Genomic DNA, 16,376 nt, shown 5'->3' with positions numbered 1-16,376 from the left:
ATGAAAATGCATCATGGATACATCATTTTTTTCAATTCATCTAACGCTTCAATTGCTGCTAAATTTCCTGTCGTTCCAAATAAACGCTCTTCTAAATCGTAAACACGATTATTTTTAACTGCAGCGAAGTGTTTCCAAATATCATTTGTTTTAAATTCTTTATCAAACATTTTTACAACTTCATCAGGCATACCATGAGCTGCTCGTAAAATAATATCCGGATCAGCTTTCTTTAAATACTCTGTATTAGAAGCTAAATATTCTACTTGTTCACCTTGTACAATGTTTTTACCACCTAATTGTTTCACTAAATCACCAATATAGGAATGCTCAGTTGCTACTAAATAGCTCCCCGGTACACCTAATAAAATAAGCACTGTCGGTTCTTTCTTTCCTTTTACTTCTTTTTGAATGCTAGCAACCTTTTTATCTAACTTCGTTACAACTGCTTCAGCCTGCTTTTCGCGTCCATATTGCTTACCTAAATTATTAATGGAATTTTGCATATTTTTTAAACTAGTTAAGTCCACAAAATTTGCTTTCATACCTACACCGTCAAACACTGGCTTTAATTCATATTCAAGTGTTGTCACGGATAATACTTCTGACGGCTTTAACGACTTTACTTTTTCCATATCAGGACTCATCGGATTCCCGACTTCAGCTAAACCTTTATATCTTTTTGGTAAATCTTTCGTACTCGTTGGCACACCAACTAAATCTACTTCTAACGCATCCATAATTTCAGTAACAGCGACGGTCGTTGCAACAACCCTCTCTTTATCTTCACTCTTTGCCGGCTTCGCTGTTTCTTTTTTTTGTGGGGAGCAACCAGCTATACTCACTAATAAAATGATAGCCATTAGTACACTTGCAATTTTCTTCACTCTTAATCACCACTCCTTTCCAAACAATATGAAACAAGTCTTGATGCGCCTGAAAACGCATCAAGACTCCCAAAATTACAATCTACCAGCTCTATATTTACGAACTAGTAAAGCGAGTGACCCAAGCAGTAGCACCATGTATAAACCAAGCTGTGCTGTATCTGCAGTTTTTGAGTTTTTCTCTTTTTTCGCATCATTATTTGTAGCTTCGTTTTTCTTTTTACCATCTGCATTTCGGTTAAAATCAGGAGTTCCTACTGTTTTTACATTATCTACTTTCGGTGTAGTTACTGGATTTTTCGGATCATTCTTCGGATCTTTTTGGGGATCCTCTTTAATCGTTCCTAACGCACCAATATTATTTGTATCAAATTGGATTTGTACATCGTAGAAATGATGGTAGTTCATTTCGTTAATATCTACTTTTACTTTTGCATTTAATTTTGCAAATAAATCACTTACTTCAAATTGCACTACTCTCGTATTTGCATTTTTATCTTCGCTCACTATTTTCGCATCAGCAAATAGACCATTGTTTTCTGTTTGGAATTTCGTAATCCACGCACTATTTTTCAGTGTCATCTCAATGTACTTTTTACCATCTTTAACGATTAATTTTGCTGGATGCACAGTATAGTCATGCATCTTTGAAAGTTCATTTGTTTTGTCTTTTAACACTTTAAATGGAATATCGTATCGACCATCTACTAAATTTTTCGGATCAACGATTACTTTCGGCTTATTATCTCCTTCTTGGTTATTGTTTCCACCTTGGTTTTCATTTCCACCTTGGCTATCGTTTCCGCCCTGGTTGTCGTTTCCACCTTGATTGTTGTTTCCATCTTCGTTACCTGAAACTTTAATACTATTTTGATCAAACACAAATTGAACATCGTAGAAATGGTGATAATTCATCGCATCAATATCTACTTTTACTTTTGCATTTAATTTTTTTGATAAATCATCTACTTCTATTTCTACTACCTTTGTGTTTTTTTCTTTGTTCTCACTTAACGCTTTCGCGTCAACGAAAGAACCATTTTTTTCATACTCAAACTTTGTAATCCACGCACTATTCGTTAATGTAAACGATACATACTTCTTACCATCTTTTACTTTTAATACACCTGGACTCTTTGTATATGTGTTCATGATTGAAATTTCTTCTGTTTTATCTTTTAAAACTTTAAAACCAATGCTATATTCACCATCTTTAAGAGCTTTTGGATCAATGGTTGTGTTATTGCCTTGGTTATTGTTTCCACCTTGATTTTCGTTTCCGCCTTGGTTTTCGTTTCCGCCTTGGTTTTCGTTTCCGCCTTCGTTGTTGTTTCCACCTTGGTTATTGTTTCCGCCTTCGTTGTTGTTTCCACCTTGGTTTTCGTTTCCGCCTTCGTTGTTGTTTCCACCTTGGTTTTCGTTTCCACCTTCGTTGTTGTTTCCACCTTGGTTTTCGTTTCCACCTTCGTTGTTGTTTCCACCTTGGTTTTCGTTTCCACCTTCGTTGTTGTTTCCACCTTGGTTTTCGTTTCCGCCTTCGTTGTTGTTTCCACCTTGGTTATTGTTTCCACCTTGGTTTTCTACTGGCTGAATGCTATCTTTATCAAATGCAAATTGGATATTGTAGAAATGATGGTAATTCATTGAATCGATATCTACTTTCACTTTTACATTTAACTTTTTAGATAAATCGTTTACTTCTACTTCCACTACGCGTGTATCAGCCTTTTTATCTTCACTTAATACCCTTGCATCAATAAACGAACCATTTTTCTCAAATTCAAACTTTGTAATCCATGCACTATTCGTTAATGTGAATGATACATATTTTTTACCGTTTTTTACCTTTAACACGCCTGGACTCTTTGTATACGTATTCATCATTGAAATTTCTTCTGTTTGATCTTTTAAAGCTTTGAAATCGATGCTGTATTCACCATCTTTTATTGTGTCAGCATCTGGATTCTTGTTTCCATCTGGTTTTTCTACTTCTGGCTTTTTATCTTCATCCGGTTGCTTTTCTTCGTTCTTAATTGGCTCAAGTTTTTCTTGATCAAATGAAAGCTGTACCTCATGCGTTTGTTTATAATTTCTTGATGCCATTTCAATAAAAACTTTTGCATTTAGTTTTTTAGATACATCGTCTACTTCAAATTCTACGACTCTTGTATCTTTTTCTTTATCTTCACTCACTACTTTTGCATCAATAAATGCACCATTTTTTTCCGTTTGGAAATTTTTAATTAATGAGCTACTTTTTAGTGTTACAAATGCTTTTTTCTTACCGTTTTCTACTTTTAATACTCCTGGATTTACCATGTAAGTATTCATTCTAGATTCTTCATCTGTCTTATCTTTTAACACTTTAAATGGAATACTGTACTCTCCATCTGCAATTGTGTTAGAATTTGGTTGTTGATCTGGGTCAGGCTTTTTGTCGGGCTTCTGACTTGGATCCGGTTTTTCATTTGGATCTGGCTTATTTGCTGGATCCTCTTTTTCATTTGGCTTTTCTACATGAACTGGTGTAATACTGCTTGAATCAAATTTGATGCGAACATCAAAAACATGATGATAATTCATCGCATCGATATCGACTTTGACTTTTCCATTTAAAACGTTTGCTACATCTGCCACATCGAATTCTACTACTCTAGTATTCTTCTCTTTATTCTCTTCAATCACATTTACATCAACAAACTGACCATCTTTTTCTGTTGTAAACTTCGTAATCCATTCACTATTTTTTAAAGTAAATGAGACTTTTTGTTTTCCATCTTTTACTTTTAAAGTAGCTGGACTTATAACATAATCATTCATCTTAGATACTTCATCCGATGTATCTTTAAGAACTTTAAAACCGATTGAATATTCACCGTCAGCTAATTGAGTCGCTGCTTGAACTGCAAGAGGTTGTAATGTTGATACGAATGTAAATATCATTAAGAACATCGCAACAACAATTTTAAAATATCTATTCAATGGAATACCGCTCCTTTATTTAGTTTTGACGTACTTTACGAATGAAGAAAACTCCTGAAATAAGGGTTAACGCTGCAAATAATCCGATACGTGCTTCATCGCCTGTTTTTGGGTTATCTGTTTTTTCAGCTTTACCACTTTCATTTGTTCCTTTGTTCGCTTCTTTATTTGCTTCTTTACTCTCTTCTTTTTTCACTTCTTCTTTTAGTTTTGTATCTGTTTTTGTTTGATCGTTATTCTTTGTTACAGCTGTTGCTTTATTTTCTCCACCTACCGCTTTTACATTTGCATCAAATGCAAAGCGAATTGTGTAGTTATGGTCATAATTTACGTTTGGTACAACAACATGAATTTTTGCAGCAGCTGGTTTAGATAAATCATCTATTTTAAACTCTACTGTTCTTTTATCTGCCGATTCATCTTTACTAACAACTTTTGCATCAACAAAATTCCCGTTCTCAGGTGCTTTAAATTCTGTAATCCAAGCACTATGATTCATCGGGATTTGCACTCTCATCTCACCATTTTTCACAACTAGCTTAGCTGGTTTTTCAAAATAATCATTTGCCATTGAAGCTGAATCATTTTCCGCTTTTTGAATGACATAGTTAATATCGTAAGTACCGTCAGCTAGTTGTGCTGCAACTTTCCCATATGGCATGACAAGAAAAGCTAGCATACATACGAACGTTATAATAAAAGCGGGTAATACAGAAATCTTTCTCATTTGGCTTACTTCCTCCTTGTTTATCTTTCATCCATACTTTTTTGAAAATGATAATTATTCTCATTATATTAGAAAAAAATAATAATCTTCTATCCTTATTTAATTGTAATTTGTTTATGTAATACAGATATTATTGATTATCATTCTCAATTCATGTTAAAAATAATATCCCTCTCTATTCCTTATAAAGAGCGATTCATTTTTTCACATAAGTCCCTATCTTTTTTGTTGATTATCATTCTCAATTAAACTCAAAAAAAAATAAAACTACCATTTTCTACTCTATCACCTCTATCTACCAAAATGATATCGTTATAGAAAGTCTTATACCTTTCACTCCTCACTTTCCTTCCAATATTTCCACAACTAAGTCAATCTTAGCCTACTCATAATTTTTTTGTCAACTATATTACGTATAAAATTTTAAATATCTAAATTTCTCTATATAACACTTTTTCTACAAAAAAAGAGGCTTTCTATGAAAGAAAGCCCCTTTTCTCTATTTTTCTACAGCAACTTCTTTCTTTTGAAACAATGAAAAGACATATCCAATTACAATACCTACTAGAGCAGGAACGAACCAACCAATCCCAACACTATATAATGGAATTTTATTTAAAATTGGTGTTAATGCTGCAATCTCAAGATTTGCATTGTGTAACCCATCAAAGAAACTAATCATGAATGCTCCTACAATACCACCTACATACATGACTAAAGGAAGACGAATATAGTTTTCAACAAGTGATAATACAATAAGCACGATACCAATTGGGTAAATTGCAATTAAAATCGGTAATGCTAATGCATTTAACTGAGTTAATCCAAGATTCGCTACCATAAATGCTAATACGCAGAAAATGAAAACAACCTTTTGATAAGAAAGTTTTGGTAATAAAGAAGAGAAATATTCTCCGCAAGCTGCAACAATACCTACAGAAGTTGTTAAACATGCTGCTGTAATTGCGATTCCTAATAATAGAGTTCCGTAACTACCGAATAAATGATTTACAACGTTTGTTAAAATAATCCCTCCGTTGGCTCCCATTCCAAGAGAGACACTAGAAGCTCCGAGATAAGCAAGCACCAAGTAAACTAGTAGTAAACCAAGTGCCGCAATAAATCCTGCAAAAATTGTTACTTTTGCAATGCTATTTTTATTTGTAATACCTTTTTCTTTTAACGCATGAATTACAACATTTCCGAATACAAGTGCTGCAAGTCCATCTAAAGTTAAATATCCGTCAATAAAACCTTTAAATAGCGGAGCACTATATGCTTCTGTTGGTGCACCAAATTCACCCATTGGTGTAATAAGTGCTTTCACTACAATAATTGCAATAACAGCTAATAAAATCGGAGTTAATACTTTACCGATGCGGCCCACTAATTTTGATGGGTTTAAAGCTAAATAGAAAGTGAGAGCAAAGAAAATAAATGTAAAGATAATAAGTGGATACGATTGACCAGCTATTTCACTTGGTAAAAATGGTGCAACACTCATTTCATAAGCAACCGTTCCTGTACGCGGCACACTTACGAATACGCCTAAACATAAATAAATTGCAGTAATAAAAACTAGTGCGAATATAGGGTGTACACGCCCTGCTAGCTCATTAATATCTCCCTTTAAAGCTATAACGATAACGCCTAATAAAGGCAATCCAACGCCTGTTACGACAAAACCAAATAGTGCGATCCATACATCTGTTCCAGCACCTTGTCCTAATGCTGGTGGAAAAATCATATTACCTGCACCGAAAAATAGTGCAAATAACATTAAACTTATTGCAAACATCTCAGAAAACTTTAAAGATGATTTCATTTCTACTAACCTCCTAATTTAAATTTAACAAAATATTCTGAATTAAAATCCGTCATATATCCTCTTTCAAGCATACTTCCCCGTAAAAGAACGCAAAAAACACCCGTCCCTAACAAAGGGACGAGTGTTGAAATCGTGGTTCCACCCTTATTCTAATAAAATGAATTTATAACGAAATAAGCTCATTTTATAGCTCGTGTAAATTGATAACGGTTTTATCCGCCAAGAATTACAATGCATCATGTATGCAGTTCACTCTTGAAGTTTAGAGGTGGTAAGCTTGTCTTTTCGTATTAGGAAGCTCACAGCCTAAGGCTTCCCTCTCTGAGAATCGTAAAATACAACTCATGTCCTCATCATTACTTTTATAAAATATCTTGTCGAAACTTGTTGTTTTTTATTATATGGGCTATTTTTTAAAAAATCAATAGTTTTATTTTTTCTGACAAAAAAATATAGGAAGAAAATTTTCCCTCCCTATAACTGTCCTATTAATAATTCTAATTCTTCAGCTGTAATGTCTCGCCACTTTCCTACTTCAAGATCATTTAGCTCTATATTCATAATGCGAATTCGCTTTAGCTTTGTTACAGTAAACCCGAAAGCACGGCTCATTCTACGAATTTGCCTGTTCATCCCTTGCGTTAAAACGATGCGAAATGTAGACTGATTCACTCTCATCACTTTACACGGCTTCGTCATCCCATCTTTAATCTTTACACCGCTGGACATCTCATTAATAAACCAATCTGTAAAAGGTTTATCGACTGTGACAACATATTCTTTCTCATGCTCATGATCACCGTGTAAAATTTGATTTGCAATCGCACCGTCATTCGTTAATAAAATAAGACCTTCTGACGCTTTATCTAATCGTCCAACTGGAAAGATTCGCTCTGGGTAATTGATATAATCAATAATATTATCTTCAATATGATCAGCTGCTGTACAAGTAATGCCAACTGGCTTATGAAAGGCGATATACACCTTTTCTTTCTCTTCCTTTACAATAACCCGTCCATCAATCGTTACTACATCATCATCACTTACAATTGCACCGTGCGTACATATTTCGCCGTTAACCGCTACGCGCCCGGCTTTAATGAGGCGATCTGTTTCACGTCTTGAACAGGATTTTGCTTCGCTTATGTATTGGTTGATTTTCATAGCTTATTCCTTTTCATATATATTAAAAGCGTCAATCTATGGCAATATCATTATGCCACGATTGACGCTCGTTTACTTCGCAAAAACAACTAAATAAATAACCCCAATCACCAAAAATATTCCGCAACAAGCTAACAATACTTTTGCAAGTTTGTCCATAAACATATAATGGTTTCCCCTTTGTTTCGTTGTTTTCTATTTTAATTCGACAACTGTTACACCTAGGCCTCCCTCGCCCATATCACCGTAACGGAATGTTTTCACACCGCGGTGCTTCTTCAAGTAATCTTGTACACCTTGGCGAAGTGCTCCTGTTCCTTTACCGTGAATGATTGATACGCGAGGATAGCTTGCAAGCTGGGCATCGTCTAAATATTTCTCAACGCGCGCCATTGCATTTTCAAATCGTTCACCACGAAGGTCAAGTTCTAAAGAAACGTGATAGTCTCTACCTTTTACTGTTGCAACTGCTTTTTTCTCTGTTTGTTTCGGTGTATTAATGTATTCCATGTTAGATTCTTTTACTTTCATCTTCAGAATACCGATTTGTACGCTCCACTCTGTATCGCTTACTTTTTCAAGCAATTGACCTTTTTGACCGAACGTTAATACTTTTACTTCATCACCTGCACGTAACTGTTGTTTCGGCGCAGTGTTTTTCACGTTTACCTTTTGTTTCTTCACAAGCTCTGGCGCTGCGCCTTCTAGACGGCTCTTCGCTTCAATTAGCTCGTGATCTTTCACGTTTGCAAGCTGTGCTTTGCGCAATTGACGAAGTTCTTGAATAATGCCTTCTGCTTCTTTCTTTGCAGCTTCGACTTTTTCTTCTCCTTCTTTTTGCGCTTTTAATAATCGTTCATCACGTTCTTCGTTAAATTCAATAATTTGACGTTGTAATTCGCGATGCAGTTTTTCAGATTGCTTGCGAAGCGCTTCTGCTTCGTTCCAGTCACGCTCTGCATTCTTTTGACTTTCTTCTAACTTCGCAATCATATTTTCAATTTTGTTTGTATCTGTACTAATGTGATTGCGCGCTTGCTCAATGACGCGATCAGATAATCCAAGGCGTTTCGAAATTTCAAAGGCATTACTACGTCCTGGTACACCGATTAATAATTTATACGTTGGACTTAACGTGTTTACGTCAAACTCAACGCTCGCATTAATAACTTGCTCACGGTTATATCCGTATGCTTTTAATTCTGGATAATGCGTCGTAGCAACAACGCGAGCACCACGATTACATACTTCATCTAAAATTGAAATGGCTAGTGCAGCCCCTTCTTGCGGGTCTGTTCCAGCACCTAACTCATCGAATAAAACTAAGCTTTCAAAATCAGCTTTTTCTAAAATATCAACAATGTTCACCATATGTGAGGAGAACGTACTTAAGCTTTGTTCAATCGATTGCTCATCACCGATATCAGCAAAGATATTTTTGAATACACAAATCTCTGACTCATCCATTACTGGAATGTGAAGACCAGATTGCGCCATTAAAACACAAATACCAACTGTTTTCAGTGTAACTGTTTTACCACCTGTATTCGGTCCCGTAATAACAATTGTCGTGAAATCTTTACCTAACATAATGTTATTTGGCACAATAACTTCTGGATCAATAAGCGGATGACGTGCCTGTCTTAAATCCATATAACGCTCGTTATTTACGATTGGTTTTGTTGCTTTAATACGCTTCGCATAGAAAGCTTTCGCAAAGATGAAGTCAAGATTTGCAACTACTTCTACGTTTGATAAAACGATATCCGCTTCCACTGCCACTTCTTCTGTTAACATTAATAAGATGCGTTCGATTTCTTGTTTTTCTTTCACACGTGCTTCTTGAAGCGCGTTATTTAATTCTACAATGACTTGCGGTTCAATAAATAACGTTTGTCCAGAAGCCGATTGATCGTGAACAATACCGCCATATACGCCGCGGTATTCTTGTTTTACTGGGATTACGTAACGTTCGTTACGGATCGTTACAATTGAGTCAGACAGCATCTTTTGCGCGTTTGAAGAACGCGTCATATTTTCTAACTTTTCACGAATGCGGCTTTCCGCAGTACGAATTTGAGTACGAATACCACGCAGTTTATCACTTGCGCTATCGACTACTTCACCGCCATCACCGATGCAATTTGTAATTTTCTTTTCTAAATCATATAAAGATACAATTTGAGCGACATGAGTTTCTAAAATCGGAAGCTCGACACCATTATCAACCATATCTTCAATGAAACGTTTCATATTGCGACTACCATACATCGTATTTGCAATATCAAGTAGTTCATTCGGACTTAACATACTTCCAATCTTTGCACGCTTCACATTGGAGCGAATATCCGTAATGCCACCTAATGGTGCACTGCCTTTTAAACGAATGACTTTCGCTGCTTCATCCGTTGTATCTTGCATCTCTACAATTTCTTCAAAATCAGTGCTCGGCACTAAGTTCTTCACTTTGTCACGACCAAGTGAAGAGGCTGTATGTTCAAGTAATTGTTCTTTTACTTTATTATATTCTAATACACGCAACGTTCTTTCTAACATGTTGCAGGTCCCCCTTGTGTTACTTATTACGTTTAATATAGTCTAATAAACGTTCAATATCCCACGTGTTAATTACGTTATCTTTTTGAATCCAACCTTTACGTGCTGCCGCTACACCTGTTTCCATATCTTCTAACATTTCAAGTGTATGAGCATCCGTGTTAATCGCTACTTTTACACCGGCATCTTGTGCCTGTTTTAATAATTTCGCGCTTAAATCTAGACGGTTTGGATTCGCATTTAATTCTAAAACTGTATTTGTTTCTTTTGCGAGTTCGATTAATAAGTCTGTATCTACATCGTAGCCCTCACGACGTCCAAGAAGACGTCCTGTCGGATGGGCAATCATTGTGACATGTTTATTCTCTAGCGCAGCACGAAGACGTTGCATAATCGTTTCACGGTCTTGTGAGAAGCTAGAGTGAATTGCTCCAATGACATAATCTAGTTCTGCTAATACTTCATCATCAAAATCAAGCGAGGCATCCGGTAAAATGTCCATTTCAATTCCACGTAAAATTGTAATGTCTGGATACTTTTCGTTCATACGTTCAATTTCTTTCGCTTGTTCACGAAGGCGCTCTTTCGTTAAACCGTTCGCTACTTTCAAGTATTGTGAGTGATCAGTAATTGCCATAAACTTATATCCACGAGCACGGCACGCTTGTACCATCTCTTCAATAGAAAAAGCACCATCACTCCATGTTGTATGCATATGTAAATCACCTTGTATATCAGAGAACTGAATTAAGTTTGGATACTCTTTAATTAATTCAATTTCTTTTCCATCTTCACGCACTTCTGGCGGGATAAATGGAAGACCGAAATGAGCAAAGAATTCTTCTTCCGTCTCAAATGTTTTCACTTCCCCTGTTTCCAAGTTCTCTACACCGTACTCACTAATTTTCTCGCCTTTATCTTTTGCGATTTGACGCATTTTTACGTTATGGTCTTTTGATCCTGTGAAATGGTGAAGAGTTGTAATAAACTCTTCTGGTTTTACTAGGCGGAAATCAATCGAAATATCATATTCATATTGAAGACGGACCGAAACTTTCGTATCTCCGCTCGCGATTACTTCAATCATATTATCAAATTGTAGTAAATGCTCACGTACTGCAGCTGGTTCTGTCGTTGCAATGATAAAGTCTAAATCTTTTACTGTTTCACGAACACGGCGCAAACTACCAGCGCGAGAGAAACGAATTACCTCAGCAATATTCGACAATTTCTCCTCTATTTCCCCGGCAATAGGCAATACCATTGCGATTGGTAAACGCTCCGGACGGGATCCTACTTGATCGATTGCTTCTAATATTTTCTCTTCTGTTTTTTTGCCGAAACCAGCTAAAGCTTGTACTTTATTTTCCTCACAAACCGCTTTTAGCGACTCCATATCAACAACACCAAGTTCTTTATATAACTTAGCTACCTTTTTACCACCTAGGCCTGGCAATTTTAATAATGGTAATAAGCTACTTGGAACCTCTTTTTCAAGCTCTTGTAACACTTCAGATGTTCCCGATTCTATATATTCTTGAATAACTGCTGCTGTTCCTTTTCCAATGCCCGGAATCTTCGTGAAATCTTCAATCTCAGAAAGACTACGATCGTCACTTTCTAGCGCTGCTGCCGCTTTACGAAATGCAGATATTTTAAATGGATTCGCGCCCTTTAGTTCCATAAAAAGCCCGATTGTCTCTAATAATTTAATTACTTGTTTTTTATTTACTTTCATCATTGTCCCGCCTTTCTTTCATAGAAAAAAACTTCTCTTTCCGAAAAAAGAGAAGTTATACTCTGCTACCTGTCTGCCATAGTTCCTTCACCTTTTCAGAGAGAATCGGTGTATCGTCTACAATTATTTTGCTAATTGATGATTGTTGTAATGGTGTTTGTAATTGTTCAATCGGAAGAATGTTCCCAATGATAATTAAGACAAACAAAATAATATATACTTCTAAAAATCCGAGGATTGCCCCCGCAAACGCATTTACTTGCTTTAAAACCGGTATTTCTGCAAACATATTTAACAAATTACCAAGTAATGAAAGTGCAATTTTTGTAATAATAAACAATATAATAAACGCAAGCGCTTGATAAAATACTGTTTCAATATTATTTGCATCAATCCATTCTGGAACAGATACATTTTTATCAAATGGATACGGAATAAATTTCGCAAGTGCTGGCGCTAAATCTTTACAGTACCAGTATGCAACAAGGTATGCGATAATAAAGCTTGTTAACTTTACAAGTTGCAAGATAAACCCTCTGCGTAAGCCGAGGAAAAATCCCATAACAAGCAGTAAAATGATAATAATATCAATCATGTTATTCCATTCCTTTTTTTGTCATACTTTCTTTCAATTTCTCATGTTCTTCTTTTAATTTTATGTAATCGTGTATGACGTTTACCGCCGTCAATACCGCTAGTCTACTCGTGTCAAGCGAAGGATTCTTGGCATTGAGTTCGCGCATTTTATCATCCACAATCGCTGCTACCATGCGGATATGACTTGTACTTTCATCGCCAACAACTGAATATTGCTGACCATAGATTTCTACATTAATTCGACTTTTCTTTCCCTTTTGTTGTGACAACTCACCGGCCTCCAATCACGTACAGAATCCTAAAGTTTATCATACCATGAACCTTCATAATATGGAAACAGAAAGAACAATCCGATATGATAAAAATAACAATATAAAAAAAGGGGTGACCATTATGTCAAATTCTATCGTAATTCAAACAAATTCTACAGTAATTGAAGACATGAAACAACAATATAAACATTCGCTTAGCCCGAAAACTCCGCAAGGCGGGATCTTCATGGCAAAGGTGCCATCTTGCACAATTACAGCATATAAATCTGGAAAAGTAATGTTCCAAGGTGGACGTGCTGAAGCAGAAGCTGCCCGTTGGCAAACTGGCTCCCAAACTCCAAAAACAGCTGTAAAAAAATCTGTCGATTCACACCGTTATGCACCGCCTGCTTCCATCGGTACAATGTCGATCGTAGGGTCAGATGAAGTGGGTACTGGTGATTTCTTCGGACCGATGACAGTCGTTGCTGTATATGTAGATGCGAAGCAAATTCCACTACTAAAAGAGCTTGGTGTAAAAGACTCTAAAAACTTAAATGACAAACAAATTACTGCCATTGCAAAACAACTTCTACACGTTGTTCCTTACAGCTCTCTTGTCCTTCATAACGAAAAATATAACGAGCTATTTGATAAAGGAAACAACCAAGGTAAACTAAAAGCTTTGCTACATAATAAAGCTATTACAAACTTATTAACTAAAATTGCGCCTACAAAACCTGAAGGCGTCTTAATCGACCAATTCACACAGCCTGATACATACTACAAATATTTAGCAAAACAAAAGCAAGTACAGCGTGAAAATGTTTATTTCGCGACAAAAGGAGAAAGCGTCCATTTAGCTGTTGCCGCCGCCTCCATTTTAGCCCGTTACTCATTCGTAAAACAATTTAACGAACTAAGCAAAAAAGCTGGTATGCCGCTTCCAAAAGGTGCAGGTAAACAAGTTGATATCGCCGCCGCTAAATTAATTCAAAAGCTTGGTAAAGAACGATTACCTGAGTTTGTGAAACTGCATTTTGCTAATACGGAAAAGGCGTTTCGCTTACTAAAATAGTATCGACAAAAACAGGAGCCTACAAACTTCTGTTTTTTGTTTTATCCTACTATTGTCCTTATAGTTTTGTTATAATTACAATATACAGATTATTCTAACATAGGAGGAGATCCCCATTGCTACTTCTACAAATGATTCTAAATATTTTACTAGGTGATCCACACGAAAGGCAGTTTGAAATTAGAGAAAACATTCAGCTGCTAAGTGAACAACGAGAGTTCAACGATTTAATAGAGCGTTATGGCCGATCTTTCTTATTAAACTTGCGGATTCGCAGATTTATCGGAAAACACGATGCCCGCTTGTTAATACATAATCCAGCAAAACTACAACACTTCTGTGAAGAACTTGAATGTATGATTAGAAAAAGGCGGTCTTTCATATGAACGCTGTAAAAGTTAAAAAGGTACTTTATGCATTCGTACACATCGTAGGTCCTCTTTCTTATCTCACTATTTCTACCATTTGGGGAGCTTTTTTCACTACTAAATCTACATTTGAAAATATATCTGATAATCTTGGCGTGATGGCCATCTATTACGTGTTCATGAGTTTACTGTGGTTTTTCTATTTCGATCGATTAGACAAAGATGTAGATAACATTACAAAAGAGATTCATGATAAAAAGATGTAACACATAAAAAGGAGAGTCGCCAAGACTCTCCTTTTTATGTTAGCTTTGTTTTTGCTTCTTATTAGATGAAGATACTTTATGAGAACCTGTTTCATGTGTTGTCGTTCCTTGTCCTTCTACTTCTGGAGAACCTAGGCCCGATCTTGAATGATCTTTTTTCACTTTTTTACTCATTTATATTCACCCCTTCGCGTTACTTTTTGCTACAGGAGAATAAACTATACAAAATAAAAAGCGAGAGGAAATCCTCTCGCTTTTTTCATATTTTAGAATTCAGAAGAACCTGGAGTTCTTGGGAATGGAATTACGTCACGGATGTTAGCCATGCCAGTGATGTACATTAGGAAGCGCTCGAAACCTAGACCGAATCCAGCGTGTTTTGTACCGCCGTATTTTCTAAGTTCTAAGTACCACCAGTAGTCCTCTTCTTTCATGCCTAATTCTTTAATTCTATCTACTAAAACGTCCATTCTTTCTTCACGTTGACTTCCGCCGATTAATTCGCCGATGCCAGGAACTAGAAGGTCAGTAGCAGCTACTGTTTTACCGTCATCATTTAAGCGCATGTAGAATGCTTTAATGTCTTTCGGATAGTCAGTTACGAATACAGGGCGTTTGAAGATTTCTTCTGATAAGTATCTTTCATGCTCTGTTTGTAAATCAATACCCCATTCTACTGGGTATTTGAAATCAGCACCTGATTCTTGAAGTACTTTAATTGCTTCTGTATAAGTGATGCGACCGAAGTCAGAGTTAATTACGTTGTTCATGCGCTCTAGAACTGTTTTATCAACGAAGCTGTTGAAGAATTCCATTTCTTCTGGTGCATGCTCTAATACGTATTTCATTGCATATTTCAGCATATCTTCTGTAAGGTTCATTACGTCACCTAGTTCAGCAAATGCAATCTCAGGCTCAACCATCCAGAACTCAGCTGCGTGGCGAGTTGTGTTTGAGTTTTCTGCACGGAATGTAGGTCCGAATGTGTATACATCACGGAATGCTAATGCATAAGCTTCAGCGTTCAGCTGTCCACTTACGGTTAAGTTTGTTTCTTTGCCGAAGAAGTCTTTTGATTCATCAACTTGTAAGTCTTCGCCTTTTGGTACGTTGTTTAAATCTTGCGTTGTTACGCGGAACATTTCGCCCGCACCTTCTGTATCACTACCAGTAATGATTGGTGTGTGAACATGTACGAATCCACGCTCTTGGAAGAATTGGTGAATTGCAAATGCTGCGATAGAACGTACGCGGAACGTTGCAGAGAATGCATTTGTTCTTGGACGTAAGTGAGCAATTGTACGTAAGTATTCAAACGTATGACGTTTCTTTTGAAGTGGGTAATCAGAATCTGATAAGCCCTCAATATCAATTTTTTCTGCTTTAATTTCAAATGGTTGTTTCGCTCCAGGCGTTACAATTACTTTACCTTCTACTTTAACTGAAGAGCTAAGTGGAAGTTTTGCAATTTCTTTGAAGTTATCTAATTCTGTATCGAAAACGATTTGAACGCTTTTGAAGAAGCTACCGTCGTTTAATTCGATGAAGCCAAATGCTTTTGAATCACGTAAATTACGAATCCACCCTGATACTTGTACTGTTTGACCTGCGTATTTATCTGTATCTCTATACAGACTTTTTACTAATGTGTTTTCCATAGTGAAATTCTCCTTTGCTGATATATTTAAATACAAAAAAACCTTTCATCCATAAAGGGACGAAAGGTTAAACTTCGCGGTACCACCCAATTTGTCATAAAGACCAACTTTAACTCGTATGTAATACATACTTCCCGGTTTGTAACAGGCCGGATTCCCGTCTAAGTCTACTCTTGAATACAAAATTCAATTTCGGTTAGCAACTCCAAGGTGTTCTTCACATATACCGCCTCATCAGGCTCTCACCGTCCCTGACTCGCTTTGGATTATAGTATA

14 protein-coding genes and 2 other annotated features (1 of these 16 only partly in view) are annotated in these 16,376 nt (G+C 36.3%); of the genes, 3 read left to right on the top strand and 11 right to left on the bottom strand.

Annotated features, from left to right (window positions below):
• Positions 1–11 precede the first annotated feature (11 nt).
• The 9 genes from isdE to zapA form a co-directional block, all read right to left on the bottom strand.
• Entirely contained in the window at positions 12–887 is an 876-nt protein-coding gene (isdE, locus tag QCI73_RS04885) for a heme ABC transporter substrate-binding protein IsdE (protein WP_327922415.1), read from the bottom strand.
• A gap of 75 nt (positions 888–962) precedes the next feature.
• Entirely contained in the window at positions 963–3,869 is a 2,907-nt protein-coding gene (locus QCI73_RS04880; protein WP_353822595.1) for an NEAT domain-containing protein, read from the bottom strand.
• A gap of 19 nt (positions 3,870–3,888) precedes the next feature.
• Positions 3,889–4,596, bottom strand: a complete 708-nt coding sequence (gene isdC / locus QCI73_RS04875) for a heme uptake protein IsdC (RefSeq protein WP_353822594.1) — start codon at positions 4,594–4,596, stop codon at positions 3,889–3,891.
• A 499-nt stretch (positions 4,597–5,095) separates the two neighbouring features.
• Entirely contained in the window at positions 5,096–6,421 is a 1,326-nt protein-coding gene (gene brnQ6, locus QCI73_RS04870) for a branched-chain amino acid transport system II carrier protein BrnQ6 (protein ID WP_353822593.1), read from the bottom strand.
• 113 nt (positions 6,422–6,534) lie between these two features.
• Positions 6,535–6,790: a binding site (T-box leader), on the bottom strand.
• A 108-nt stretch (positions 6,791–6,898) separates the two neighbouring features.
• Positions 6,899–7,588, bottom strand: coding sequence for a 23S rRNA pseudouridine(2604) synthase RluF (locus QCI73_RS04865; RefSeq protein WP_353822592.1), 690 nt, complete (start codon positions 7,586–7,588; stop codon positions 6,899–6,901).
• A gap of 195 nt (positions 7,589–7,783) precedes the next feature.
• Positions 7,784–10,144: an endonuclease MutS2 gene (locus QCI73_RS04860; RefSeq protein WP_074610096.1), complete on the bottom strand. Its 2,361-nt coding sequence runs from the start codon at positions 10,142–10,144 to the stop codon at positions 7,784–7,786.
• 19 nt (positions 10,145–10,163) lie between these two features.
• Complete coding sequence (polX, locus tag QCI73_RS04855; RefSeq protein ID WP_353822591.1) at positions 10,164–11,882, bottom strand: DNA polymerase/3'-5' exonuclease PolX; 1,719 nt, start codon at positions 11,880–11,882, stop codon at positions 10,164–10,166.
• A gap of 55 nt (positions 11,883–11,937) precedes the next feature.
• Entirely contained in the window at positions 11,938–12,477 is a 540-nt protein-coding gene (locus QCI73_RS04850) for a CvpA family protein (protein WP_000565408.1), read from the bottom strand.
• A 1-nt stretch (position 12,478) separates the two neighbouring features.
• Positions 12,479–12,748: a cell division protein ZapA gene (zapA, locus tag QCI73_RS04845; protein ID WP_000082701.1), complete on the bottom strand. Its 270-nt coding sequence runs from the start codon at positions 12,746–12,748 to the stop codon at positions 12,479–12,481.
• A gap of 124 nt (positions 12,749–12,872) precedes the next feature.
• Between zapA and rnhC the strand changes: the two genes are divergently transcribed.
• The 3 genes from rnhC to QCI73_RS04830 all read left to right on the top strand — a co-directional run bounded on the left by rnhC (position 12,873) and on the right by QCI73_RS04830 (position 14,442).
• Positions 12,873–13,808: a ribonuclease HIII gene (gene rnhC, locus QCI73_RS04840; RefSeq protein ID WP_353822590.1), complete on the top strand. Its 936-nt coding sequence runs from the start codon at positions 12,873–12,875 to the stop codon at positions 13,806–13,808.
• A gap of 116 nt (positions 13,809–13,924) precedes the next feature.
• On the top strand, positions 13,925–14,194 hold the full coding sequence (locus tag QCI73_RS04835; RefSeq protein WP_208735346.1) for a hypothetical protein: 270 nt from the start codon (positions 13,925–13,927) through the stop codon (positions 14,192–14,194).
• The gene (locus tag QCI73_RS04830; RefSeq protein WP_000994756.1) at positions 14,191–14,442 is read left to right on the top strand and encodes a hypothetical protein; all 252 of its coding nucleotides are present in this window, start codon (positions 14,191–14,193) and stop codon (positions 14,440–14,442) included. Before QCI73_RS04835 ends, QCI73_RS04830 begins: the two co-directional genes overlap by 4 nt.
• Before the next feature lie 39 nt (positions 14,443–14,481).
• Here QCI73_RS04830 and QCI73_RS04825 read toward each other — a convergent pair whose 3' ends face one another.
• A complete protein-coding gene (locus tag QCI73_RS04825; RefSeq protein WP_000039589.1) occupies positions 14,482–14,616 on the bottom strand; it encodes a YuzL family protein in 135 nt (44 codons plus the stop codon).
• A 92-nt stretch (positions 14,617–14,708) separates the two neighbouring features.
• Positions 14,709–16,100 (bottom strand): asparagine--tRNA ligase, encoded by a 1,392-nt coding sequence (gene asnS, locus QCI73_RS04820; protein ID WP_353822589.1) that lies wholly within the window; start codon positions 16,098–16,100, stop codon positions 14,709–14,711.
• 52 nt (positions 16,101–16,152) lie between these two features.
• Positions 16,153–16,376, bottom strand: a binding site (T-box leader) (it continues 28 nt past the right edge of the window).

Origin of the sequence: Bacillus cereus group sp. MG16 (genome assembly GCF_040459875.1) — a bacterium.
Classification (GTDB): Bacteria; Bacillota; Bacilli; order Bacillales; family Bacillaceae_G; genus Bacillus_A; species Bacillus_A paranthracis.
Note: the sequence above shows the minus strand (reverse complement) of the source record. Positions and strands in the feature narration are given on the sequence as shown.